Consider the following 23258-nt stretch of genomic DNA (forward strand, 5'->3'; position numbering starts at 1 on the left):
TGGCAGCGGGGCGCGGCAATGACCGACTTCCCTTTCGACATCGTCGGCTTCGATCTCGACGGTACGCTGTTCGATACCAGCGCCGATCTGGCGGCCGCGCTCAACCATGCGCTGGCGGGGCTCGGCCGCGCGCCGCTGGCGGTGGACGCCGTGCGGCCGATGATCGGCCGCGGCGCCCGCCACATGCTCGAACGCGGGCTGGCTGTGTCGGGCGGCTTCGAGCCCGCCGAGCTCGACCTTTGTTTCACCGAGCTGCTGCGCTTCTACGAAGCGAACATCGCGCGCGAGACCCGGGCCTTCCCCGGACTCATCGAAGCAATGGACGCGTTGGAGGCGAAGGAGGTCAAGCTCGCGATCGTCACCAACAAGCTGGAGAGCCTCGCGGCGAAGCTGGTCGCCGAGCTCGCGCTCCAGCACCGGTTCGCCGCCGTGATCGGGGGCGACACCATGGGGCCGGGCAACGCCAAGCCCTCGCCCGCCCCGATCCGCGAGATGATCCGCCGCTGCGGCGGCGGGCGCGCGGCCTTCGTCGGCGATTCGATCCTGGACATTCAGGCGGCGCACGCGGCGGGCATCCCCGCGGTGGCGGTCAGCTTCGGCTTCCTGATGCAGCCGGTGGAGGAGCTGACGGCTGACGCAGTGATCGATCGCTTCGACGAGCTCGTCCCGACCCTGCGGCGTCTGGGGAAATCATGATCGACTGGGCGCACTTCCCCTTCCTGTCGCTCACCGCGCTTTCGTTCGGCCTCGCGATGGACGCCTTCGCGGTTTCGGTGGCGCAGGGTGCATGCTGCCGGCCCGGGCCCGGCAACGCCGCGCGGATCGGGCTGACCTTCGGCGTCGCGCAGGGCGTGATGCCGCTCGGCGGCTGGGCGCTGGGAACGGCATTCGACGACACGATCCGCAACGTCGATCACTGGGTGGCCTTCGCGCTGCTCGCCTTCCTCGGCGCGAAGATGATCCGCGAGGGGCTGCACGAAGCAGGCGAAGCCCGCCCGCTGTTCGGCTGGGCACTGCTCAGCGCGGCGATCGCCACCAGCGTCGATGCCGCCGCTGCCGGGATCACGCTTCCCGTGCTCGGCGCGCCGGTGCTGCTCGCATGCGCGGCGATCGGAATCGTGACCGGCGCGCTATGCTTCGCCGGGGTGCTGATCGGCGCGGCTTCGGGCGCACGCATCGGCCGCAAGGCGGAGATCGCCGGCGGACTGATGCTGATCGCCATCGGCGCCAAGATCTGGGTCGATCACCAGCTGCTGGGCGGTTGATGGCGCGGCTTTCGTATTCGGGTTTCCCCGCCTAAGACAGATGCATGAACCTTTTCGGCACGCGCACTCTACTTGCGTTCGGCGTCGCGGCGCTGGCAGCGCTGGCGGCCCTGCTGATCACCGGTGACATTCAGGCCTGCCTCGCGGTGCTGGTATGCGCCGTCGCCGCGGTATTGATCGCCGCCGACACGGGCGGCGCGGAGCCGGCTTCGGCGGTCGCGCCCTTGCCGGGCACCCACCGCGAGCCGCCGATCGGCGACGTGATCGAAGCCGTGGCCGAGCCCTTGCTCGTGATCGCGCACAACCGCGTCGAAGCCGCCAACCAGGGCGCACGCCAGCTTCTGGGTGAGCATATCCTGGGCGAGGACGTCCGCGTCGCGATCCGCCACCCTGCCGCAGCCGAGCAGCTGATGAACCCGGGTGATGCCACCGGCGCGCCGATCCATCTGGTGGGCCTGGGCGCGCGCGACCAGCGCTGGGAAATGCGCGTGCGCAAGCTCGATGACGGCCGCAGCGTGGTCCATCTGATCGATCGCACCGGCAATTATGCGGCCGAGCGCATGCGCGTCGATTTCGTCGCCAATGCGAGCCACGAGCTGCGCACTCCCCTCGCCGCGCTGCTCGGCTATGTCGAGACGCTGCGCGACGACGCCGGGGATGATGCCGATACGCGCAGCCGCTTCCTGCGGATCATGCACGATGAAGCGCGGCGGATGCAGCGGCTCATCGACGACCTGATCTCGCTGAGCCGGATCGAGGCGGAGAAATATCGCGTCCCCGATCAGTCGGTGGACCTCAGCACAATGATTGAGGAAGTCCGTACGGAGCTTTCGGGCAGCAAGCGCGCGGGCGATCTGGTCACCCAGGTATCAGACGTGTCGCCGGTGCTCGGCGACCGCACCCAGCTCAGCCAGCTGCTCCACAATGTGATCGGCAACGCGATGAAATACGGGCGCGAAGGCACCCCGGTCACCGTCACGCTCGCGCCCGAGGGCGAATCGATGGTGCGGCTGAGCGTCAGCGACGAAGGCGAAGGCATCCCGGCCGAGCACATCCCGCGGCTCACCGAGCGATTCTATCGTGTCGATTCGGGACGCAGCCGCTCGCTCGGCGGCACCGGCCTCGGGCTCGCGATCGTCAAGCATGTGGTGGAGCGTCATCGCGGCCGCCTCGATATCGTCAGCAGCGTGGGCAAGGGAACGACGGTCACGATCCTGCTGCCGGCGAAGCGCGTGTCATAAAAGCGCAACGGTCCTGTAACAGGGGCGGCTTGACGGGGGACTAGCCCCTCCGCACGACTCGCTCTGACAAAGGGACTTCGATGCTTCGCAGCATTCTTCTGGTGACGGCCGCGGCGGCGGCGCTCGCGGGCTGCCAGGATTCGGGCGCCTCGCGCGACCAGATCAAGATCGTTGGTTCCTCGACTGTCTATCCCTTCACCACCGCGGTCGCCGAAGCCTTTGTAAACCGCGATTCCGCCCGCAAGGCGCCGGTGGTCGAATCGACCGGCACGGGCGCCGGCATGAAGCTATTCTGCGCGGGCGTCGGCTCGCAGCACCCCGACATCGTCAACGCCTCGCGTCGGATGAAGAAATCCGAATATGAGTCGTGTCAGGCGAACGGCGTCGGCGAGATCGAAGAGATCCAGATCGGCATCGACGGCATCGCCCTCGCCGAGAGCAAGAACGGGCTCAAGCTCCAGCTCAGCAAGAAGGACGTCTATCTGGCGCTCGCCGCCAATCCGGGGGGCAAGCCCAACGCCGCCAAGATGTGGAAGGACGTGAACCCCGCCCTCCCCGCGGTTCCGATCCAGGTCTATGGCCCGCCCTCGACCAGCGGCACGCGCGATGCCTTCGTCGAGCTGATCATGACGCCGGGCTGCGAGGCTGCCACGCCCGAGGTCAAGGCGCTGAAGGACAGTGATAAGGAAAAATACGAAGCGCAGTGCACGCGGCTGCGCGAGGACGGCGTCTATGTCGACAAGGGCGAGAACGACAATCTGATCGTCCAGAACCTCTCGACCAATCCCAATGCGCTGGGGCTGTTCGGCTATTCCTATCTCGAGGAGAATGCCGACAGGCTGATCGGCGCGCCGGTCGACGGCGTCGCGCCCAGCTATCAGACGATCGTCGACGGCAGCTATCCGGGCGCGCGCCCGCTCTACCTCTACGTCAAGAAGCGCCACATCCGCGCCGTCCCGGGCCTGTCCGAGTTCCTGGGGCAATATGCCCAGATGTGGGGCCCTGACGGCGAGCTGGTGAAGCGCGGGCTCATCGCTGCGCCGGATGGCATCCGCGCTGCATCGGCTGCGATCGTCGAGAAGGGCACGCCGCTCGACCCCGCGGCGCTGCACTGATCCCGGCGCAGGCGGAAGGCTTCCCGTGAACCTCAGCACGCTCCTTTTCCTGGTCGCCGGCCTCGGCCTGATCGGCTGGCTCGTCGGCCGCGGCCGCGCCGCGCGCTTCGCCTCGGCCGGGCCCGATCGCCGGCACTCGCTGCCGGGGCAGCACGGCGTCTATGTCGCGGTATGGACGATCGTCCCGCCGCTGCTGTTCCTGATCGCCTGGTCGATCCTCAGCCCGCAGCTCATCACCCAGGAAGTGCTGCGCCACCCGGCCGCCGCGGCGCTGCCCGACTTCGGCTTCGAGCGCTCCGCCGCGCTCGCCGAGGCGCGGGTGCTCGCCGACGATCCGGGCCGCGGCGCGTTCAACCCGGTGGCCGAGCAGATCGCCCCGGCGATGCGCGCCGCGCAGAATTTCTACGGCTGGATCGGCGCGATCGTCGCGATCATCCTCGCCTTTGCCGGCGGCGCCTTCGCCTTCACCCGAGTCAAGCCCGCCTTCCGGGCGCGCAACCGGGTCGAGCGCTCGGTGATGGTGCTGCTGCTGCTCGCGTCGCTGATCGCGATCCTCACCACGCTCGGCATCTTCCTGTCGCTGCTGTGGGAGTCGGTGCGCTTCTTCTCGATCGTTTCGCCGATCGACTTCCTGTTCGGCACCCACTGGAGCCCGCAGGTGATCAGCGCCAGCGATCCGGGCGCGTCGCTCGGCGCGGTCCCGCTCTTCTGGGGCACTTTCTTCATTGGCGCGGTGATCGCGATGATCGTCGCCATCCCGTTCGGGCTGATGAGTGCGATCTACCTCACCCAATATGCCGCGCCTTCGGTGCGCAAGTGGATGAAGCCGATCCTCGAGATCCTCGCCGGCGTGCCGACCGTGGTCTACGGCTATTTCGCCGCGCTCACCGTGGCCCCGGCGATCCGCGATTTCGCGGTAGCACTCGGCTATACCTATGCCTCGTCCGAGAGCGCGCTCGCGGCCGGGCTGGTGATGGGGGTGATGATCATCCCGTTCGTCTCCTCGATGGCCGACGATTCGCTCGCCGCGGTGCCCCAGGCGATGCGCGACGGCAGCCTGGCGATGGGCGCGACCACGTCCGAGACGATCTCCAAGGTGCTCGTCCCTGCCGCGCTCCCCGGCGTGGTCGCGGGCGTGCTGCTCGCCGTCAGCCGCGCGATCGGCGAGACGATGATCGTGGTGATGGCGGCCTCCGGCGCCGCCAACATCACGCTCAACCCGTTCGAGAGCACCACGACGGTCACCAAGCAGATCGTCGACCTGCTCACCGGCGAAGCCGAGTTCGACAGCCCGAAGACGCTCGCCGCCTTCGCGCTGGGGCTCACGCTTTTCGTCGTCACCCTTCTCCTCAACATCGTCGCGCTCACCGTGGTGAAGCGTTACCGCGAGGCTTATGAGTAAGACCGCTCCCCTCGATCGCACGCCGACCGACTGGAAGGCGGCGGCGATGCAGCGCCGCATCCGCAAGCGCTATCGGCGCGAGCGCGTCTTCCGCCTGGTCGGGCTGGGCGCGGTCGTGCTCTCGGCGGCGTTCCTCGCCTTCCTGATCATCACCATGATGGCCAGCGGCGCGCGCGGCTTCATGCGCACCGAAGTGGCGCTGCCGCTCGACCTCCCGGCTGCCGGAGTCGAGGTCAAGCGCGAGCAGCTCAGCACGCGCGGCGCCGATCTGGCGCTTGCCGGTGCCGGGCTGGAGAATGCCGTCGGCGCCGCCGCCACCCAGGCGTTCGGCGAGAGCGGCGAAGAGGTGATCTCGGACAAGGCCTGGCTCACCGTGCGCGAGGCGATCAAGGACGATCCCGACCTGCTCACCCGCCCCGCCACCATCGACGTGCCCGTCTCGACCGAGATCGACCAGGCCGCGCGCGGCACCGGCAGCCCGGAGGCCGAGGCGATCGTCGCGCGGCTCGAGAAGAGTGGCGCGCTCACCAGCGGCTTCAACCCCGATTTCCTGCGCAACGCCGATTCCACCGATCCCACCGCAGTGGGCATCTGGGGCGCGCTCAAGGGCTCGTTGCTGACGATGCTGGTCACGCTGCTGATCGCCTTCCCGGTCGGCGTGCTCTCGGCGATCTATCTCGAGGAATATGCCCCCAAGAACCGTTGGACCGATCTGATCGAAGTCTCGATCAACAATCTGGCCGCGGTCCCTTCGATCATCTTCGGCCTGCTCGGGCTGGCCGTGTTCCTGAGCTTCCTGGGGCTGCCGCGCTCGGCGCCGATCGTCGGCGGGCTCACGCTCGCGCTGATGATCATGCCGGTGATCGTCATTGCCGGGCGCAACGCCGTCAAGGCCGTGCCCCCCTCGATCCGCGACGCCGCACTGGGCGTGGGCGCCAGCCGCATTCAGGTGGTGTTCCACCACGTCCTGCCGCTCGCCCTCCCCGGCATCCTCACCGGCACGATCATCGGCATGGCCCGCGCGCTGGGCGAGACTGCGCCGCTGCTACTGATCGGCATGCGCGCCTTCATCGTCACGCCGCCCGGCGGGCTCACCGATCCCGCCACCGTGCTCCCGGTCCAGATCTTCCTCTGGTCCGACGAAGTCAGCCGCGGCTTCATCGAGAAGACGAGCGCCGCGATCATCGTGCTGCTGGCGTTCCTGCTCGCCATGAACGGGCTCGCCATTTACCTCCGCAACAAATTCGAGACCCGCTGGTGATGAACGACGCCACTCCCACTGAGCACAAGATGTCCGCGCGCGACGTGAGCGTCTTCTACGGCGACAAGCAGGCCGTGCGGAACGTGTCGATCGACATCGACATGGACAAGGTGACTGCCTTCATCGGCCCGTCGGGCTGTGGCAAGTCGACCTTCCTGCGCACGCTCAACCGCATGAACGACACCATCTCGAGCGCGCGGGTCGAGGGCCAGATCATGCTCGACGGCGAGGATATCTACGCCTCGTCGATGGACGTGGTGCAGCTCCGCGCGCGCGTCGGCATGGTGTTCCAGAAGCCCAATCCCTTCCCCAAGTCGATCTTCGAGAACGTAGCCTATGGCCCGCGCATCCACGGGCTGGCCGCGTCCAAGGCCGATCTCGACGCGATCGTCGAGCGCTCGCTCAAGCGCGCCGGCCTGTGGGAAGAGGTCAAGGACCGGCTTCAGGATAGCGGCACTGCGCTCTCGGGCGGCCAGCAGCAGCGGCTGTGCATCGCCCGCGCGATCGCCGTCGACCCCGAAGTCATCCTGATGGACGAGCCTGCCTCCGCTCTCGACCCGATCGCCACCGCCAAGATCGAGGAGCTGATCCACGAGCTTCGCGGCCGCTATGCGATCGTGATCGTCACGCACAACATGCAGCAGGCGGCACGCGTTTCGCAGCGCACGGCGTTTTTCCACTTGGGAACGCTGGTGGAATATGGCGAAACCGACAATATCTTCACAGCGCCCCGCGAGGAGCGCACCAAGGACTATATCACTGGAAGGTACGGCTGATGGCGACCGGTCACGAGCATACCGTCAAGGCGTTCGACCAGGACATCGGCCAGCTGCGCGGGCTGATCGCGCAGATGGGCGGGCTTGCCGAACAGGCGATCCATGACGCCATGAAGGCGCTCCAGCGCGGCGACACCGCGCTCGCGAAGGATGTCCGCCGCAAGGACAAGCAGATCGACGCGATCGAAGCCGAGGTCGAGAAGCTCGTCGTACGGCTGATCGCGCTGCGCGCGCCGATGGCGGACGACCTGCGCGAAGTGATCGCCGCGCTCAAGATCGCCGCGGTGATCGAGCGCATCGGCGATTATGCCAAGAACATCGCCAAGCGCGTGCCGATGATCCACAACGAGGGCGAGGACCGGATCGAAGCGATCGCGCTCCTGCCCGCGATGGCCCAGCTCGCCAGCGACATGGTGCACGATGCGCTCGATGCCTTTTCGGCGCGCGACGCCGACGGAGCGAACGCGGTGTGCGAGCGCGACAGCGCGCTCGACGATTTCTACGACAGCATCTTCCGCACGCTCGTGACCTTCATGGTCGAGAATCCGCGAACGATCAGCCAGGTCGCGCACCTGTTGTTCGTCGCCAAGAATCTCGAGAGGATCGGCGATCACGCAACCAACGTCGCCGAAATGGTCTATTTTGCCGCCACCGGCCGCTATCTGAGCGATGCGGAACCGGGCGAGGCGGCTGGGAGCTGAGGTAGAATATGGCCCGAGTTAAGATGCTGCTGGTCGAGGACGATCCGGCGATCGCCGAGCTCGTCACCTGGCACTTCAAGCGCGAGGATTACGAGGTCAAGCACACGCCCGACGGCGAGGAAGCGCTGCTGCTCGCCAAGGAAGCGACGCCCGATATCGTGCTGCTCGACTGGATGGTCGAGGGGTTGTCGGGCATCGAGGTGTGCCGCCGCCTGCGCCGGATGAGCGAGACCGCCAATATCCCGATCATCATGCTCACCGCGCGCGGCGAGGAAGAAGACCGCGTCCGCGGGCTCGAGACCGGCGCCGACGATTATGTGACCAAGCCCTTCTCCCCGCGCGAGCTGGTCGCGCGCGTCGGCGCGGTGCTGCGCCGCGTGCGCCCCGCGCTCGCCGGCGAAGCGCTCACCTATTCGGACATCGAGATGGACACGGTGGGCCACAAGGTCCGCCGCGGCGGCGAAGTGATCTCGCTCGGCCCCACCGAGTTCCGCCTGCTCAAGCATTTCCTCGAGCACCCCGGCTGGGTCTTCTCGCGCGAACGGCTGCTCGACGCGGTGTGGGGCCACGACAGCGACATCGAGAGCCGCACCGTCGACGTCCACATCCGCCGCCTGCGCAAGGCGATCAACCAGGGCGACCGCCCCGACATCATCCGCACGGTCCGCTCGGCCGGCTACGCGCTCGACTCGGGGAATTAGGACGCAGGTCTGTAATCGGCCGGTCAGCTTTCGTACCAGCGTCAGGTCGTTACACCTAAACTTCCTTAGCGCCTGAAAACCGGCCGTTCGTTCAGCTCTCACTTCCGGCCGGCGCGCAAGTGCGCGCCGGCCGCTGGCGTCAAAAGGAGTGGCGCATGCCGATCGCGACGCTGCGACCGCGCAGCGGCGACTGGTCCTTCACGAACGAAGTATGCGCGAAGGCCAGTTCGTTGAGCAGGTTGGTGCCGCGTATGTACAGCTCCACCGCCTTCGCCTGACCCAGGTCAAAGCGGTAGCTGAGCGTGGCGTTGAGCATGTCGTAGCCCGGCGTGCGCGTCTCGTACGAAGCGAACTTGTTCTGGGCGAAGGTATGGTAATATTCCACGTCTCCCGACACCGGACCCGCGGCGAGATCGTAGCGCGCACCGAGACGCCCGGGCGGGATCCGCGGCAGATTGTCATTCTCGCTCTTGAGGTCGGCATCGACATAGTCGCCGAACACCGTGATGCGCGAAAACGGATTGAAGGCGTAGCTTACCTGCCCATCGATGCCGGCGAAGCGCGCGTCGGCTGCCGTGTAGATGAGGAAGTTGTGCGGTATGCCGGTTTCGGTTTCCGTCTCCTGCAGCCGCGCAAACACATAATCATCGACGTTCTGGTAGAACAGGCCGACTTCGAATTCGAGCGGACCATCCATCTTGCGGAACGTCAGGTTGATCGCGTCCGTGGTCTCCAGGACATCTTCAGCCGATAGGCCGCTCTCGCCCAGGATCGGATTGCCGACTGCAAGCCCGAGTTCGTAGCTGTTCGTCGCCAGATTGTTTCCGCGTGCGTAGAGTTCGCGCACGCTCGGCGCACGTTCGGTATGCCCCAACGAAAGCCCGAATGCATATCCCTGCCCGACATTCCAAGTGGCGCTGAGCGACGCCGAAAATGGATTGTGCCGTACGGTGGGATTCCTCGACCGGAACGCTTCGACGTCTTCGCTTTCGAGAACCTGTTGCCAATCAGGTCCCAACCATTCGGCAAAGAGCGCCTCCGTCTCCGGTCCAAGCGTGGAGCGCCAGGGCGGCGCCGAAACGTCGATCCTGCGCCAATCCTTGCGCACAGCGGCTTCGACGTCGACCGCGCCGAACGAACGACGCTCGGAGAGAAAAATCCCGATATTCTCGGTGAGGTATTCAGGGCTCCCATCGAAGCCATAGGCGCCCTCGGGGAATGGCTTGTGCAGGTTGTTGGCATTGATGCCGCCGAACCTGCCGTCGGTATATTGCACGCCCGCGGTGCCGGTGAAGCCGAAGATCGGCTTGTGGGTCAGCTCGAGGCGCCCGTCCCAGACCTCATTGGTGAAGCGGCTGAACAGCAGGTCGCCGTCGATCTCGTCATGCGCATAGTCGGTATAGGAAGCGCGCAGGCGCGTGCTGGAAAATCCCGGCAGCAGATCGTTGTAATCGGCACGGAGATCAACCCGGTCGCTGCGCAGCTTGATGGATGCGGTATGATCATCTGGCCCGCCGAACGGGTCGTCGAAGCCACCATGCGCTGCGCAGTGCAGGTCCAGGCCATGCGTATGGCAGACGCCGTTCCGGTGGCTATGCCCGGGCAGACCGTAGTCGCTTTCCAGCCGCGAATAGGCAGCGCCGATATAGCCCTTTGACGTGATCCAGGATGCGCCGACGGCATAGCTGGTGCTCTCGGCAAAGGAGTCGCGCAGCTTGTCCGAACCATAGGCGTCCGGCACGTCGTAATCCTCCGCCGCACGGCGCGCGCCTTCAGCATGGAGTGCGAACTGGCCGACACCGGCGGTTACGCGGCCGACGATCGTCTTTTCCTCGTCGCCGGTGCCGTAGCGCACCTCGGTCCCGCCAGTCCGTCCGCCGCTCGGAACCGCCTTTGGCACCTTGCTGTCGATCAGGTTGATCGCGCCATTGGTCGCGTTCCCCCCATAGCGAACGGCGGAGGGCCCCCGCTGGATTTCGATCGCATCGAGCAGCAGCGGATCGGTGGTGATGGCGTGGTCGGGGGAGACCGAGGCCACGTCGAACAGATTGGCGCCATCGGTCAGCACTTCGATGCGCGGCAGGGTTTGGCCGCGGATCACCGGACGCGAGGCACCGCCGCCGAAATTGTCGAGATGGACGCCGGGAAGCCCGGCGAGCGTCTCGCCCAGGCCACCCTGGCGGCGATGCACCAGCTCCTCGCCGGCAAGCACCTGCACGGGCAACGCGCTTTCTTCGGTCTTGAGCGAACGGCCGGTGACAATGATGTCGCTGGCCCCTCGCTCTTCGCGTTCGCGCTCTTCTCGCTCGTCCGAAACTGTCTGGCCCCAGGCAGGCAATGGCGCTCCAATCACCATTGCCGCTGTGGCCAGCAGCGCCGCTGCGCTTCGGTTGATGCCAAGACCCATGATTCTGTTACTCCACCCTCGTTCGGGCGGGCGAGTACGAGACGATATACTGTATCGTCAACCTATTAAGTGTTGGACTTGGGCAGTATGCCTTTGCACATACAGCGAGAGATAGCTGACAGCGTCAAAGTTCCCACGCAGCTGTTCCGGACTGCGCCGCGAGCCAAATGAACAAACAGCGGATTTCGAGATCAGCAACTCCGGGGCGCTAAGCGGCAATGGCTGGCTTGCAAAATAGGATTTCGCCTGCTGCGCTCGCCGTGCGGGGCCAGGGTCTCGCCGCTCTTTGACCTCGTGATCCTCCCACATGCGCTACGGCACGGCGCTACGTCGGCGGTTGACTCGCGGCCGGTAAAAACGCGCAAACGAGTCAACCAATCATCCAACCATTTGGTTGGACATCGCGCCGCGCCTCGATACGAGAAGCACCGTATGCGGCTGCAAATAAACAGTTTCTTGGACAACCAACGAGTCAAGCACACCGCTTGGTCGCCGCGCAAAGCTCAACCGTCCGGTTGAATATCCCTCGCCCGCCCGATAGTGCGTCAATCTCCAGCTTCGCCGGCACGCTATCCACCGCGACGTGGAGCGTTCCCGGATAATCGAGCATAGGGCGCAGCCCGCCCCATCCCGCCGTAGCGCCAGGCCGGCGATCGGCCCGGCGCCCGAAATCCGCCCGGAGAAAAAGCCGGGCTCCTGCGTTGCTGGGGTGCGCGCGAACGATGCGCATGCACAGCAATTCAGGAGACCGACCAATGAAGCTGATTGCCTTGGCGGCTGCGCTTGCCGTGGGCGGGACTGCGATCGCGCAGGAAACGCCGCAACAGACTCCGCCGCCCGCGTCCGAACCGGCCAGCCCGGGCCCGGACACGCTGCCACCCACCGAGCCGGATCCCGGCACCACCGGCGCCGGCACCGCTGCCGAACCGAGCACGGCCCCGCCTGCGACTACGACCACCGCGCCTACGACCACGCCGCCTGCTACGACTACGGCGCCGACCACGACCGCGGCACCCACTACGACCGCGACGCCGGGCGCGGACCCGCGCGGCGGCTATATGCCCAGCGGTTCGCCGTTCAGCACCGGCGCGCCGCCGGCCCCTGGCCAGCAGGTGACCGTCCAGGCTTCGCCGGACCCGAACGTGGCGTTCCCGCCGCCGGCCCCGCTCGACAAATATCCGATCTGCAAGCGCGGCCAGTTCGACGATTGCATGCAGCGCGGCAGGCGCTGAGACGAACGCCTTCGTTACCAAGCCGAACCGTGCCGGGCGCGCAACGTGCCGCCCGGCACATACGTTGTTCCTCGTGCAGATGATTGCACAAGGAAATGCGTGAATGAAATGGATGATCATGGCCGCCGCGCTCGCGCTGGGCGGCACCGCGGCAGCGCAGGACGTTCCCGCCACTCAGGACCAGCAGACGCCGCCCCCCACTCAGACGCCGGCCGATCCGGCAGCGCCGATGCCGCCCGCCAATCCGGCGCCGCCAACCACGCCTCCGGCGCCGCCGCCTCCGGCACCCGATGCCACGACGGCGACTTCGCCCGCGCCGCCCACTGCGGCTCCCAAGGAATATCCGCCCTGTTCGAAGACCGTGACGGATCAGTGCCGCCAGCGCGGCGGCCGCTGATCGGCCCCCCTTTCCCGGCAGGAGCGGTTTGACGCTTCCGCCGGCTCCCTCCCCGCCCTAGGAAAGCATCAAATATTTTGGGGGAGGGGTTTGCGATGACCATCAGTTTTCAGGACCGGGTGGCGATCGTCACCGGTGCGGGCGGCGGGCTTGGCCGCGCCTATGCGCTCGAGCTGGCACGCCGCGGCGCCAAGCTGGTGGTCAATGATCTCGGCGGTACCCGCGACGGCACCGGCCATTCCGACGCTGCGGCGAAGGTGGTCGAGGAAATCGAAGCGCTGGGCGGCGCGGCGATCGCCAACGCCGGCAGCGTCACCGACTACGACCAGATGGTCGCGATGGTCGAAGCCGCGAAGGCGCGTTGGGGCCGCGTCGACATTCTTATCAACAACGCAGGCGTGCTCCGCGACAGGAGCTTCGCCAAGATGGAGCCGGCGGACTTCGAGTTCGTCGTGAAGGTCCATCTGATCGGCTCGGCCAACTGCACCAAGGCCGTATGGGAAACGATGCGTGAGCAGAACTACGGCCGCATCCTGATGACCGCGTCCTCCACCGGTCTCTACGGCAATTTCGGCCAGGCCAATTACGGCGCCGCCAAACTCGGCCTCGTCGGCCTAGCCAAGACGCTCCACCTCGAAGGCGCGAAATACGGGATCAAGGTCAATACGATCGCCCCGGTGGCAGGCACGCGGATGACCGAGGACATCTTCCCCGAGGCCGCCTTCGCCGTCTTCAAGCCGGAGAATGTCGCGCCGGCCGCGCTGTTCCTCGTCTCGGAAGATGCGCCGAGCAACATGATCCTGGGCGCCGGCGGCGGCGTGGTGCAGGCCGCCTATGTCACCCTCACGCCGGGCGCGAAGCTTCAGGAGCTCACGCCCGAGAGCGTCGCTGCGCAATGGGCCGAGATCGTCGACCGCAAGGGCGAGACCGTCCCCGGCTCCGGCGCCGAGCAGACGATGCGGATCATGCAGCGGCTGCAGCAATAGCCCGCTTGCCACCGCAGCCGGGACGGTGCAGCCTCGCCGCGCCGACGGAGGCTGCCCATGCTCCTGCCACTGCTCATCCTGGTCCAGGCCGTCGACACCGACGAAGTCCCCATCCCTTCACGGCTGTTCGCTAGGCCGAGCTGCGAGTCGACAGGGGAAGAAGTCGTCGTCTGCGCCGACCGCGCCGCGGCCTGGGTCCGGCGAAACCCGCCCAAGGGTGATCCGATGACGCGCGACCGCCGGATCCGGATCAAGATCAGCGATCGGGTGGCGCTGCGGCTCGGCTTCACCACCAGCCTCGAAATTGAGCCGGAGTAACGCTGTATTGCACCACTAATACACTAGTGCTATCCTCTCGGCAGAAGGAGGATTGCCGATGTACAGCGAAAGCGACCTGGCGAATGCGGTCGAGGCGGGAGTGCTCTCCCCCGCGGCAGCGAACGCCTTCCGGAACCATGTGGCCACCGGCCGATCGACGCCCGCCGTCGACGAAGAGCATTTCCGGCTGCTCACCGGCTTCAACGACGTCTTCGTGGCGATCGCCGCGGCGCTGATCCTGGTCGCGGTAGGCTGGATCGGCTTCTACATCGGCGCGCAGATCATGGACTTGGACGCCGTGGAGGGCCCGCGCCAGATCGGCGTCTCGGCGGCGCTCGGTGCCTTCGCCGTCTCGGGCACAAGCTGGCTGCTCGCCGAATATTTCACGAAGAGGCGCCGTATGGCGCTGCCCAGCATCCTGTTGCTGATCGGCTATGCGGGCGGCTTCTTCGTCGGGCTGGGTGCGGTGTTCGGCGCCAATGCGCCGTGGCTCGCCGAACAGTTCGGCGCCACCACCGAGCTCCAGCACCGTCAGCTTGCCGGCGCGAGCACGATGATCACCGGCATCGTCACCGCAGGCGTGACGTGGCTCCACTGGCGCCGCTTCATGGTGCCGATCACCGTCGCGGTGGGCGCGCTGGCGCTGGTCGCGGTTGCGGTGGGCCTGGTGGTCACGCTGGTCCCCGGCACGGAAAATGCGATCAACCCGATGCTGCTCGCCGCGGGCGTGCTCGTCTTCCTCTTCGCAATGCGCTGGGACATGTCGGATCGCGAACGCCGCACCCGCCGCTCGGACGTGGCCTTCTGGCTGCATCTCGGCGCCGCGCCGCTGATCGCGCATTCGGTGTTCCACATGCTCGGCGTGTTCGACGAGACGGTCAGCGCACCGATGGCCGCGCTCGTCCTCGCACTCTACGTCGCCTTCGCCTTCGTGGCGCTGGCGGTCGATCGCCGCGCGCTGCTGGTCTCGAGCCTCGTCTATGTGCTCTGGGCGATGTACGCGCTGTTCGAGAAGAGCGGCGCGGTCGAGCTCGCAGCCGCGCTCACCGCGCTGGTGATCGGATCGGCGCTGCTCAGCCTCTCGGCCTTCTGGCAGCCGATGCGCCGCGCGGTGGTGGGATTGCTCGGTGCCGGCATGGAGGGCCGCCTGCCGCCCGCGCGGCAACTCGCGATGGCCTGAGTTACAGCGGCCTAGCAACGAGAGGGCCTGGGAGGCAGCTCCCGGGCCCGTTCTCTATTCACCGACGAGCTTCATCAGCCGGCGCTCCACCGGCGCCAGCACCGGGCCCAGTTCGTGCCCGCGCTTGAGCACCGCGCCCGCCTCGTTCACCAGCGCCCACATGCCCTGGCGGTTGCGCAGCGCGGGGCGCTTCTCGATGCGGAGCTCGGGTCGTTCGGCAGCGCGGCGAAAGGCCGCGAAGATCGCGGCGTCATGATCCAGCTGGATCGCATAGTCGCGCCAATGGCCCGCGGCGACCATTCGTCCGTAGAGATCGAGGATACGGGTGAGCTCGAGGCGATCGAAGCCGACCTGCGACGGCCGGCCGATCGGCAGCGGTGTGATAGTTCCCATCAGTCGGCGCGCTTATCCACGACCGCGCCGGTCTGCCTCGCGCGCCTCACGCTCCTCGATCATCGCGTCCAGCCGCTTGCGCAGCGTCTCGAGCTCGCAGCGCATGATCTCGAACTTCTGGGTCGCCGGGTCAAATATCTCGTTGCAGGGCGTGCCATAAGGCACGAAATCCTTCTGCCACGTCCCCGCCTCGACGAGCGTCGGCTTGGCGGGGATCCCCACCATCACCGCGCCTTCGGGCACGTCCCGCGTGACGACTGCGTTGGCACCGATCCGCGCGCGATCGCCAACGGTGATCGGGCCGAGCACCTGCGCACCCGAGCCGATGATCACGCCGTCCAGGATCGTCGGGTGGCGCTTGCCCGCTACGCCATTGTCCGGGCTGGTACCGCCCAGCGTGACGCATTGATAGATGGTGACGTTGTCGCCGATCTCGGCGGTCTCGCCGATCACGACGAAGCCGTGATCGATGAAGAAGTTGCGGCCGATCTTCGCGCCCGGATGAATGTCGATCGCCGTCATCCAGCGCGACCAATGGTTGACCACGCGGGCGAGGAAGAACCAGCCGTTGCGGTAGCAGCGGTGCGCGATCCGGTGATAGGCGACCGCCCACACGCCCGGGTAGAGCAGGATTTCCGCACGGCTGCGCGGCGCGGGATCGCGCACGCGGATCGAATCGAGATACGTCCTGAGACGCTGGAACATGGCCGGACCCCTTCGCGCGACATTTAGTACGTGGGCGGCGATTTTTCCAGAACATCCCTTTCGGCACTTGTCGCGGCTAAACACTATCTGTCTTGTGGGAGTTAGAACCGCACGCCATTTCCCTTGGCTTCGATCGCACGGTAAGAGGGCACTGGATGTTCGAAGGTCTCAATTTCATCGATCTCCTGCCCTATATCGCGGTCGGATTCGCCGCCCAGTTGGTGGACGGCGCGCTCGGCATGGCGTTCGGCGTGATCTCGAGCACGCTGCTGGTGAGCGCATTGGGGGTCCCTCCCGCCACTGCATCGGCCGGCGTCCACATCGTCGAAAGCTTCACCACCGGCGTCTCCGGCATCAGCCATGCGCTGCACCGCAACGTGAACTGGCGGCTGTTCGTCCGGCTGCTGATCCCCGGGATCATCGGCGGCGTGATCGGCGCCTATGTGCTCACTTCGCTCGACGCTTCGATCACGCGGCCGTTCGTGATGGGCTATCTCGCCTGCATCGGCATCTACCTGCTGATCCGCGCAGTACGCTTCCCGCCGCACCACCGCGAGCCCAAGATCGTCGAGCCGCTGGGGCTCGTCGGCGGCTTCCTCGACGCGGCGGGCGGCGGCGGCTGGGGGCCGGTAGTCACCAGCAACCTGCTGGTCCAGGGCGCGCAACCGCGCACAACGATCGGCACTGTTAACACAGTGGAATTCTTCCTCACCCTCACGATTTCGGCGACCTTCCTGTTCCACATCGGATCGGAGGGGTTCACGCTCGATTTCTGGCACCCGGTGATCGGCTTGCTGATCGGCGGCGTCATCGCTGCGCCCTTCGGCGCCTTTTTCGCCAAGCGCGTGCCGACCCGCACATTGCTCACGCTCGTAGGCGTCGTGCTCACCCTGACCAGCGCGTACAGCCTCTATCGCGCGCTGACCTGAGCTTCGATCGCGTCGATCTATTCACCGCTATTGAGTGATACAATCGATCACCCCGAACGAAGCTTCCAATTTCACGCCGGATGCTTGCGCCCCTATATGCGGCGTCGCACAACAAACCGTGCGGCAACGCACAAAATGGAGAAACACCCACATGGCGCTCATCGGCAGCACGATCAAACCGTTCACTGCGCAGGCCTATAAGGAAGGCAAGTTCGTCCAGGTCACCGATGCGGACGTGAAGGGCAAGTGGGCGGTGTTCTTCTTCTACCCCGCAGACTTCACCTTCGTCTGCCCCACCGAGCTCGAAGATCTCGCGGACATCTATCCGCAGCTCCAGAAGATGGGCGTCGAGGTCTATTCGGTGTCGACCGACACCCACTTCAGCCACAAGGCCTGGCACGACACCTCGCCCGCGATCGGCAAGATCAACTACTACATGCTCGGTGACCAGAACCACGTCCTGTCGACCAACTTCGACGTGCTCCGTGAGGGTCAGGGCCTGGCCGACCGCGGCACCTTCGTCGTCGATCCCGAGGGCGTGATCCAGCTCGTCGAGATCACCAGCGAGGGCGTGGGCCGCAACGCGGCCGAGCTGCTCCGCAAGATCAAGGCTGCGCAGTATATCGCCGCGCACCCGGGCGAAGTCTGCCCGGCGAAGTGGGAAGAAGGCGCCGAGACGCTCGCGCCCTCGCTCGACCTCGTCGGCAAGATCTAAGGCGCCCCTCCCCTCCCCCTTTGTTGGGGGCGCCCATTCGGCCCGGGGTGGATTTCGGTTCATCCCGGGCCGTTTTGTTTTCGAACGGCAGAGACACCGGCAATCGCGTGTTTCTCAGGAGTAACCCCATGCTCGACACCAATCTGACGCAACAGCTCAAGGCTTATCTGGTCAACATCCGGGAACCGATCGAGCTCGTCGCCTCGCTGGGTGACGACGCCAAGTCGCGCGAGCTGGGCGATCTGCTGGGCGAGATCGCCGCGCTTTCGGACAAGATCGCGGTCGTCGCCGGCGACGACAAGCGCAAGCCGAGCTTCGAAATCCGCCGCTCCGGCACCGATATCGGCGTCCGCTTCGCGGGCTTGCCCATGGGCCATGAGTTCACCAGCCTCGTCCTCGCCCTGCTCCAGGTCGGCGGCCACCCGTCCAAGGCCGCGCAGGAGACGATCGAGCAGGTCCAGAATCTCGACGGCGATTACGAGTTCGAGAGCTATTTCTCGCTGTCGTGCCAGAACTGCCCCGATGTGGTGCAGGCGCTGAATCTGATGGCGGTGCTCAACCCGCGCATCAAACACACCGCGATCGATGGCGCGCTGTTCCAGGAGGAAGTCGAGGCGCGCAAGGTGATGGCGGTGCCGAGCGTGTTCCTCAACGGCGAACCCTTCGCCAGCGGCCGGATGGAGCTCGAGCAGATCGTCGCCAAGATCGACAGCGGCGCCGAGAAGCGCGCGGCGGAGAAGATCGCGAAGAAGGAGCCCTTCGAGGTTCTCGTGGTCGGCGGCGGCCCCGCCGGTGCCGCGGCGGCGATCTATGCGGCGCGCAAGGGCATCCGCACCGGCGTCGCGGCCGAGCGTTTCGGCGGCCAGGTGCTCGACACGATGGCGATCGAGAATTTCATCTCTGTGAGCCACACCGAGGGCCCGAAGCTCGCCGCCCAGCTCGAGCAACACGTCAAGGATTATGACGTAGACATCATGAACCTCCAGCGCGCCGAGAAGCTGATCCCGGCGAAGCACGAGGGTGGCCTCCACGAGCTGGTGCTGACGAACGGCGCGAGCCTCCATGCGCGCACCGTGATCCTCTCCACCGGCGCGCGCTGGCGGACGATGGGCGTCCCCGGCGAGGAGGAATATCGCAACAAGGGCGTCACCTATTGCCCGCACTGCGACGGCCCCCTGTTCAAGGGCAAGCGCGTCGCAGTGATCGGCGGCGGCAATTCGGGCGTCGAGGCCGCGATCGACCTGGCGGGCATCGTCGCGCACGTCACCCTGATCGAATATGACAGCCAACTCCGCGCCGATGCGGTGCTCCAGCGCAAGCTGGGCAGCCTGCCCAACGTCAAGGTGATCACCTCAGCGCTCACCACCGAAGTGGCCGGCGACGGTGAGAAGCTCACCAGCCTCACCTACAAGGACCGCAACAGCGGCACCGAGCATCAGATCGAGCTCGAGGGCATCTTCGTCCAGATCGGCCTGGTGCCCAACACCGAGTGGCTCAAGGACGCGATCGCGCTTTCGAACCGCGGCGAGATCGAGATCGACGCGCGCGGCGAGACTTCGCAGCGCGGCATCTTCGCGGCGGGCGACTGCACGACGGTGCCGTACAAGCAGATCGTGATCGCGATGGGCGCAGGCTCGACTGCGGCGCTGTCCGCCTTCGACTACCTCATCCGCCTCCCCGCGGAGCTAGAGGAAGCGGCGTGATTTGACCCGTTCACCCTGAGCCTGTCGAAGGGCAGTTCTTCTTGGACGGAAGAACGGCGCTTCGACAAGCTCAGCACGAACGGGGGTTTATTGATCGCCCGTTCCGCTTATATATCGACCACTCATCGACAGGGGCGATCAGTGGCGCAGACCTACCTCCCTACCCTCAAGCAGCTCCAGTATCTGGTCGCGCTGCACGACGCCGGCCACTTCGGCCGCGCGGCGGAGGCATGTTTCGTCACCCAGTCGACGCTTTCCGCCGGCATCCGCGAGCTCGAAACGCTGATCGGCGTCGTGCTGGTCGAGCGCACCCGCCGCGTGGTGCGCTTCACGCCTCTCGGCGAGCGAATCGTCGAGAAGGCCCGGCGCGTGCTGCGCGAAGCGGACGAGCTGGGCGACCTCGCCCGCGCCGCCGGCCGGCCGCTCTCGGGCGAGATGCGGATGAGCGTGATCCCCACGATCGCGCCGTTCCTGTTGCCGCACATCCTGCCTCGGCTCCGGCGCGACTATCCCGATCTCAAACTCTATCTGCGCGAAGAGACGAGCGGTCAGGCGTGCGAGGGGCTGCACCACGGCCGCACCGATTGCGTGCTGCTCGCCCTCCCCTTCGCCTGCGGCGAGGTCGAAGCCGCGCCGCTGTTTGATGACCGGCTTTTCGTCGCGTTCCGCGACGGCGAGATGGACCCCACGCCTGCGATCAAGCCCGCGGATATCGACGAGACGCGGCTGCTGATGCTCGAGGACGGGCATTGCCTGAAGGACCATGCGCTCGCCGCGTGCAACCGGCCCGAGCTGCGCGCCGAGGCGACGATGCTTGGCACTTCGCTCCACACGATGGTGCAGATGGTCGATAACGGGCTGGGCGTGACGATGCTGCCCGAGATGGCGGTCGACGCCGGCATCCTCGATCATACGCAGGTGACTGCGCGCCCGCTGGAGGCGGACAATGCCGCGCGGCACATCGCGCTCGTCTGGCGCAAAGCGAGCCCGCGCGAACGCGATTTTCGGCTGCTCGCCGGGGTACTGGCGGAGGCGCGCTCCGCCCATTCGGAGAGCGGCCTGACGGGCAACGGGCCCCGCTCGTGAATCTCCCTGCGGCCTGCCCCGTCCGCGAATGGCATGATGTGGACCGGGACCGCTTCCGCCACGAGATAAGGCCGCTCGGCGCGCCGGCGGTGCTGCGCGGGCTCGCGAGCGATTGGCCCGCGGTCGCAGTGGGCCGCGCGGGTGCGGGATCGATCGGCGACTATCTGGCTCACTTCGATCTCGGCAAAGACTGCGCGGTACTGATCGGATCGCCCCGCAGCGGCGGCCGCTTCTTCTACGGCGACCATCTCGGCGTGATGAATTTCCAGGAGCGCATCGCGCCGCTCGCCGCCGTGCTCGACCGGCTGGCACGCGCGGCAGACGAGGATTTGCCTCCCGCGATCGCCGCGCAGGCGCTGGTTATTCCCGACGTCCTTCCCGGATTCGAGGCCGAGAACCGCCTGGACCTGCTCGATCCGGCAGTCGCGCCGCGGATGTGGATCGGCAATCGCGTGATCGTCGCCTGCCATTATGACACTGCGGCCAACATCGCCTGTGTGGTCGCAGGGAGACGCCGCTTCACGCTGTTTCCGCCCGATCAGGTGTCCAATCTCTACATCGGCCCCTATGAATCGACTCCGGCCGGCGCACCGGTGAGCCTCGTCGATTTCGACGCGCCCGATCTCGCGCGCTTCCCGCGCTTCGCTGCCGCGATGGAGGCGGCGCAGGTCGCGGACCTCGCCCCAGGCGACGCTCTCTACATTCCCTATATGTGGTGGCACCACGTCCGCTCGCTCGATGCGGTGAACATCCTCGTCAATTATTGGTGGAACGATGCGCGCGGCGACGCGCCGTCGGCGCTCGACAGCTTTCTCCACGCGCTGCTCGCCGTGCGTGATCTTCCCCAGGAGCAGCGCGCAGCGTGGCAAGCGATGTTCGATGCGTTCGTCTTCCGGGCAAACGGCGATCCGATGGGCCATTTGCCTCCCGAAGTGCAGGGCGTGCTCGGCAATGTCTCGCCGGCCCAGGCCCAAGCGCTTCGGCAACGCATAGCCTCTTCCCTCTCCCCTTGAGGGCAGGGCTGTCGCATATGTAAGTTCCGTTTGCCCTGAGCTTGTCGAAGGGCTGACCGCACCCGAGCAGGAGCGGCCGCGGCAACGGACGACGCTCAATCCATTCCCATGCTCCAGGCATGACCGAACTGCAGGTAGAAGACGGCCCCGCCGGGCCCGACGGCAACGTCCACTCCGGCATCGAGCCCCAGCTTGCGCGCGATACGGTAGCGGAAGCCTCCGCCCCCGGCCACGATGGCGCCCGAATCGTGGAAGAGGCGCCTGCTGCCCTGCTCGGCAAAGCCCAGCCCCGCGAAGCCGAGCAGCGCCCAGCGGTCGCTCAGCTGGTGCGTCACTTCGATCTCAGAGCTGAATACGTCCATGCCCTGATAATGCTGTGCCTCCACGCCGCGCAGGTCGATCGCGGGCGCGAAATAGGACGGGAAGCGCCCCCGCGCGGCGTCGATCTCCATCTTGATGCCCATCCGCCAGCGGGACGACGCCTTGTGAAAGGCGTAAAGGTCGAGGTCGTAGACTTCGAAATCGCGGTCGCTGCCGAATGCGCCCCGGTTGAATTTGGCCTCGACATAGGCGTTGACGCCTTCGGTCGGCGTCATCGCATTGTCGCGATTGTCGAAGTGGAATCCCGCGCCGAGCGCACCGGTGTTCATCTTGCGATCGAAATCGCGAGCGAAGTCATCGGGTAGCCCCTCGATGTCGAGCTCGGAGCTGAGCTGACGGAAGTCGATGATCGGCCCGATCGAAAAGCGCTCGTCGGCGAGGCGCCAGAACGCCGAACCGATGATACCATAGTCATAATGGTTGGTGTATTCGATGCCCGCGGGCGCGAAGCTTGGAAATGCCTTCAGCGTGATCTTCCCGCGCCCCACTCCGAACTTGTAGTTGAGCTTGCCGTCAAAGGCATGGCCCGACTGGAAATAGCCATAGCCGTAGGAGCCGTTGCCCGTCTTCATCGCACCAACCATCCGGCGAGTGATGCGCCGCGGATCGTCCTTCGGCATGGTGATGAATTGGGCGACGATCCCGAACCCGCCTTCGACCGCCGGCTCGGTGATGATCACGGGCATCGGCAGGAAGCCTCCCTTGGCGAGGATGTTGGAGAAATCGAACTTGCCATCCTCCTCGTCGAAGAATTGCCGGAAGAAGCTCTGCTTCGGTTTCTCTTCGGCATCGGCCTGCGCGGCCGGGTTCGGATCGACAGGCCCGACTTGCTCGGTCGCCTTCGTGGCAGTGGATGTGTCTTGCGCCCATGCGGGCCCGGCCGTGCTCGTCAGCACCAGAGCCGCCGTCGCCAGCGAGATCGCAGAAAACCTTGTTCGATAGCCCGGTTGCAGTCGCATCACCTGTCCCGATCGGTGCGGATATCGATCAGGAGTAGTGGTCTGACGGAGCCAGACCATGCGGGAAGACCCCGGCTTTCGGAGGAACGACCCGGGAGGAAGCGGGGCGCACCCAGCCTGAACGCCCATCGGTCCAACATCCGTGACCGGATCTGAAGTTGACGGTGAATCCCGCTGGCAAAATAGGATTTGATCTTCTTTTGTTCTCGCCACGGGAAAGCAGCAGAATCCGCATCGATCGCGCCCCGCCGAGTTGGTGCCGCGTGACCGAAGCGCCGGTGCCGCCTGCCGCGTCGCCGCTTCGTTGCTGCGTGGGTGCCGTGTTCCCGCCGCGTCGGTGGTGCGTACCTGCCGCGTGGATGCTGCGTAGGTGCCGCGTACCTGCCGCCTCG

The 23258-nt window shown here is 66.3% G+C and carries 23 protein-coding genes; 19 read left to right on the forward strand and 4 right to left on the reverse strand.

Annotated elements, in window-relative coordinates; all coding sequences use genetic code 11:
- Positions 1–18: 18 nt before the first annotated feature.
- The 9 genes from ACMGDH_RS15140 (at position 19) to phoB (ending at position 8462) form a co-directional block, all read left to right on the forward strand.
- Positions 19–696 carry an HAD-IA family hydrolase gene (locus ACMGDH_RS15140; protein ID WP_436828801.1) on the forward strand — a complete coding sequence of 226 codons (678 nt, stop codon included), beginning with the start codon at positions 19–21 and terminating at the stop codon, positions 694–696.
- On the forward strand, positions 693–1265 hold the full coding sequence (locus tag ACMGDH_RS15145) for a manganese efflux pump MntP (protein WP_436828802.1): 573 nt from the start codon (positions 693–695) through the stop codon (positions 1263–1265). The genes ACMGDH_RS15140 and ACMGDH_RS15145 overlap by 4 nt, the downstream gene beginning before the upstream one ends.
- 44 nt (positions 1266–1309) lie before the next feature.
- Positions 1310–2506 (forward strand): ATP-binding protein, encoded by a 1197-nt coding sequence (locus tag ACMGDH_RS15150; protein WP_436828803.1) that lies wholly within the window; start codon positions 1310–1312, stop codon positions 2504–2506.
- A gap of 80 nt (positions 2507–2586) precedes the next feature.
- Positions 2587–3621, forward strand: coding sequence for a substrate-binding domain-containing protein (locus tag ACMGDH_RS15155; RefSeq protein WP_436828804.1), 1035 nt, complete (start codon positions 2587–2589; stop codon positions 3619–3621).
- 25 nt (positions 3622–3646) lie between these two features.
- Positions 3647–5023 (forward strand): phosphate ABC transporter permease subunit PstC, encoded by a 1377-nt coding sequence (gene pstC / locus ACMGDH_RS15160; protein ID WP_436828805.1) that lies wholly within the window; start codon positions 3647–3649, stop codon positions 5021–5023.
- Positions 5016–6284 carry a phosphate ABC transporter permease PstA gene (gene pstA, locus ACMGDH_RS15165; RefSeq protein WP_436828806.1) on the forward strand — a complete coding sequence of 423 codons (1269 nt, stop codon included), beginning with the start codon at positions 5016–5018 and terminating at the stop codon, positions 6282–6284. The genes pstC and pstA overlap by 8 nt, the downstream gene beginning before the upstream one ends.
- Positions 6284–7060: a phosphate ABC transporter ATP-binding protein PstB gene (gene pstB, locus ACMGDH_RS15170; RefSeq protein WP_436828807.1), complete on the forward strand. Its 777-nt coding sequence runs from the start codon at positions 6284–6286 to the stop codon at positions 7058–7060. The genes pstA and pstB overlap by 1 nt, the downstream gene beginning before the upstream one ends.
- A complete protein-coding gene (gene phoU / locus ACMGDH_RS15175; RefSeq protein ID WP_436828808.1) occupies positions 7060–7761 on the forward strand; it encodes a phosphate signaling complex protein PhoU in 702 nt (233 codons plus the stop codon). Before pstB ends, phoU begins: the two co-directional genes overlap by 1 nt.
- 8 nt (positions 7762–7769) lie before the next feature.
- On the forward strand, positions 7770–8462 hold the full coding sequence (gene phoB / locus ACMGDH_RS15180; protein WP_436828809.1) for a phosphate regulon transcriptional regulator PhoB: 693 nt from the start codon (positions 7770–7772) through the stop codon (positions 8460–8462).
- A gap of 139 nt (positions 8463–8601) precedes the next feature.
- Here the strand turns inward: phoB and ACMGDH_RS15185 are convergent, their stop codons facing one another.
- Positions 8602–10869 (reverse strand): TonB-dependent receptor domain-containing protein, encoded by a 2268-nt coding sequence (locus tag ACMGDH_RS15185; RefSeq protein WP_436828810.1) that lies wholly within the window; start codon positions 10867–10869, stop codon positions 8602–8604.
- 755 nt (positions 10870–11624) lie between these two features.
- Here ACMGDH_RS15185 and ACMGDH_RS15190 point away from each other — a divergent pair.
- The 5 genes from ACMGDH_RS15190 (at position 11625) to ACMGDH_RS15210 (ending at position 14982) form a co-directional block, all read left to right on the forward strand.
- Complete coding sequence (locus tag ACMGDH_RS15190; RefSeq protein WP_436828811.1) at positions 11625–12101, forward strand: hypothetical protein; 477 nt, start codon at positions 11625–11627, stop codon at positions 12099–12101.
- Positions 12102–12204: 103 nt separating this feature from the next.
- A complete protein-coding gene (locus ACMGDH_RS15195) occupies positions 12205–12498 on the forward strand; it encodes a hypothetical protein (RefSeq protein WP_436828812.1) in 294 nt (97 codons plus the stop codon).
- Between the two features lie 95 nt (positions 12499–12593).
- Positions 12594–13484, forward strand: a complete 891-nt coding sequence (locus ACMGDH_RS15200; RefSeq protein WP_436828813.1) for an SDR family NAD(P)-dependent oxidoreductase — start codon at positions 12594–12596, stop codon at positions 13482–13484.
- A gap of 57 nt (positions 13485–13541) precedes the next feature.
- Complete coding sequence (locus ACMGDH_RS15205; RefSeq protein ID WP_436828814.1) at positions 13542–13802, forward strand: hypothetical protein; 261 nt, start codon at positions 13542–13544, stop codon at positions 13800–13802.
- A 58-nt stretch (positions 13803–13860) separates the two neighbouring features.
- Positions 13861–14982 carry a hypothetical protein gene (locus tag ACMGDH_RS15210; protein WP_436828815.1) on the forward strand — a complete coding sequence of 374 codons (1122 nt, stop codon included), beginning with the start codon at positions 13861–13863 and terminating at the stop codon, positions 14980–14982.
- 54 nt (positions 14983–15036) lie between these two features.
- Here ACMGDH_RS15210 and ACMGDH_RS15215 read toward each other — a convergent pair whose 3' ends face one another.
- Both ACMGDH_RS15215 and epsC read right to left on the reverse strand, forming a co-directional pair.
- Positions 15037–15375, reverse strand: coding sequence for a DUF2794 domain-containing protein (locus ACMGDH_RS15215; protein ID WP_436828816.1), 339 nt, complete (start codon positions 15373–15375; stop codon positions 15037–15039).
- Between the two features lie 12 nt (positions 15376–15387).
- Positions 15388–16080: a serine O-acetyltransferase EpsC gene (gene epsC / locus ACMGDH_RS15220; RefSeq protein WP_436828817.1), complete on the reverse strand. Its 693-nt coding sequence runs from the start codon at positions 16078–16080 to the stop codon at positions 15388–15390.
- Between the two features lie 155 nt (positions 16081–16235).
- On the opposite strand from epsC, the gene ACMGDH_RS15225 reads away from it, so the two are divergent.
- The 5 genes from ACMGDH_RS15225 to ACMGDH_RS15245 all read left to right on the forward strand — a co-directional run bounded on the left by ACMGDH_RS15225 (position 16236) and on the right by ACMGDH_RS15245 (position 21526).
- Positions 16236–17009 (forward strand): sulfite exporter TauE/SafE family protein, encoded by a 774-nt coding sequence (locus ACMGDH_RS15225; protein ID WP_436828818.1) that lies wholly within the window; start codon positions 16236–16238, stop codon positions 17007–17009.
- 151 nt (positions 17010–17160) lie between these two features.
- Positions 17161–17724: an alkyl hydroperoxide reductase subunit C gene (ahpC, locus tag ACMGDH_RS15230; RefSeq protein WP_436828819.1), complete on the forward strand. Its 564-nt coding sequence runs from the start codon at positions 17161–17163 to the stop codon at positions 17722–17724.
- A gap of 128 nt (positions 17725–17852) precedes the next feature.
- Positions 17853–19427: an alkyl hydroperoxide reductase subunit F gene (gene ahpF / locus ACMGDH_RS15235; protein ID WP_436828820.1), complete on the forward strand. Its 1575-nt coding sequence runs from the start codon at positions 17853–17855 to the stop codon at positions 19425–19427.
- A gap of 141 nt (positions 19428–19568) precedes the next feature.
- Positions 19569–20513 carry a hydrogen peroxide-inducible genes activator gene (locus tag ACMGDH_RS15240; RefSeq protein ID WP_436828821.1) on the forward strand — a complete coding sequence of 315 codons (945 nt, stop codon included), beginning with the start codon at positions 19569–19571 and terminating at the stop codon, positions 20511–20513.
- Positions 20510–21526 carry a cupin-like domain-containing protein gene (locus tag ACMGDH_RS15245; protein WP_436828822.1) on the forward strand — a complete coding sequence of 339 codons (1017 nt, stop codon included), beginning with the start codon at positions 20510–20512 and terminating at the stop codon, positions 21524–21526. The genes ACMGDH_RS15240 and ACMGDH_RS15245 overlap by 4 nt, the downstream gene beginning before the upstream one ends.
- Before the next feature lie 95 nt (positions 21527–21621).
- On the opposite strand, the gene ACMGDH_RS15250 is transcribed toward ACMGDH_RS15245, so the two are convergent.
- A complete protein-coding gene (locus ACMGDH_RS15250; RefSeq protein ID WP_436828823.1) occupies positions 21622–22803 on the reverse strand; it encodes a BamA/TamA family outer membrane protein in 1182 nt (393 codons plus the stop codon).
- Positions 22804–23258 lie beyond the last annotated feature (455 nt).

Source organism: Sphingomonas radicis (assembly GCF_051400635.1).
GTDB lineage: Bacteria > Pseudomonadota > Alphaproteobacteria > Sphingomonadales > Sphingomonadaceae > Sphingomonas.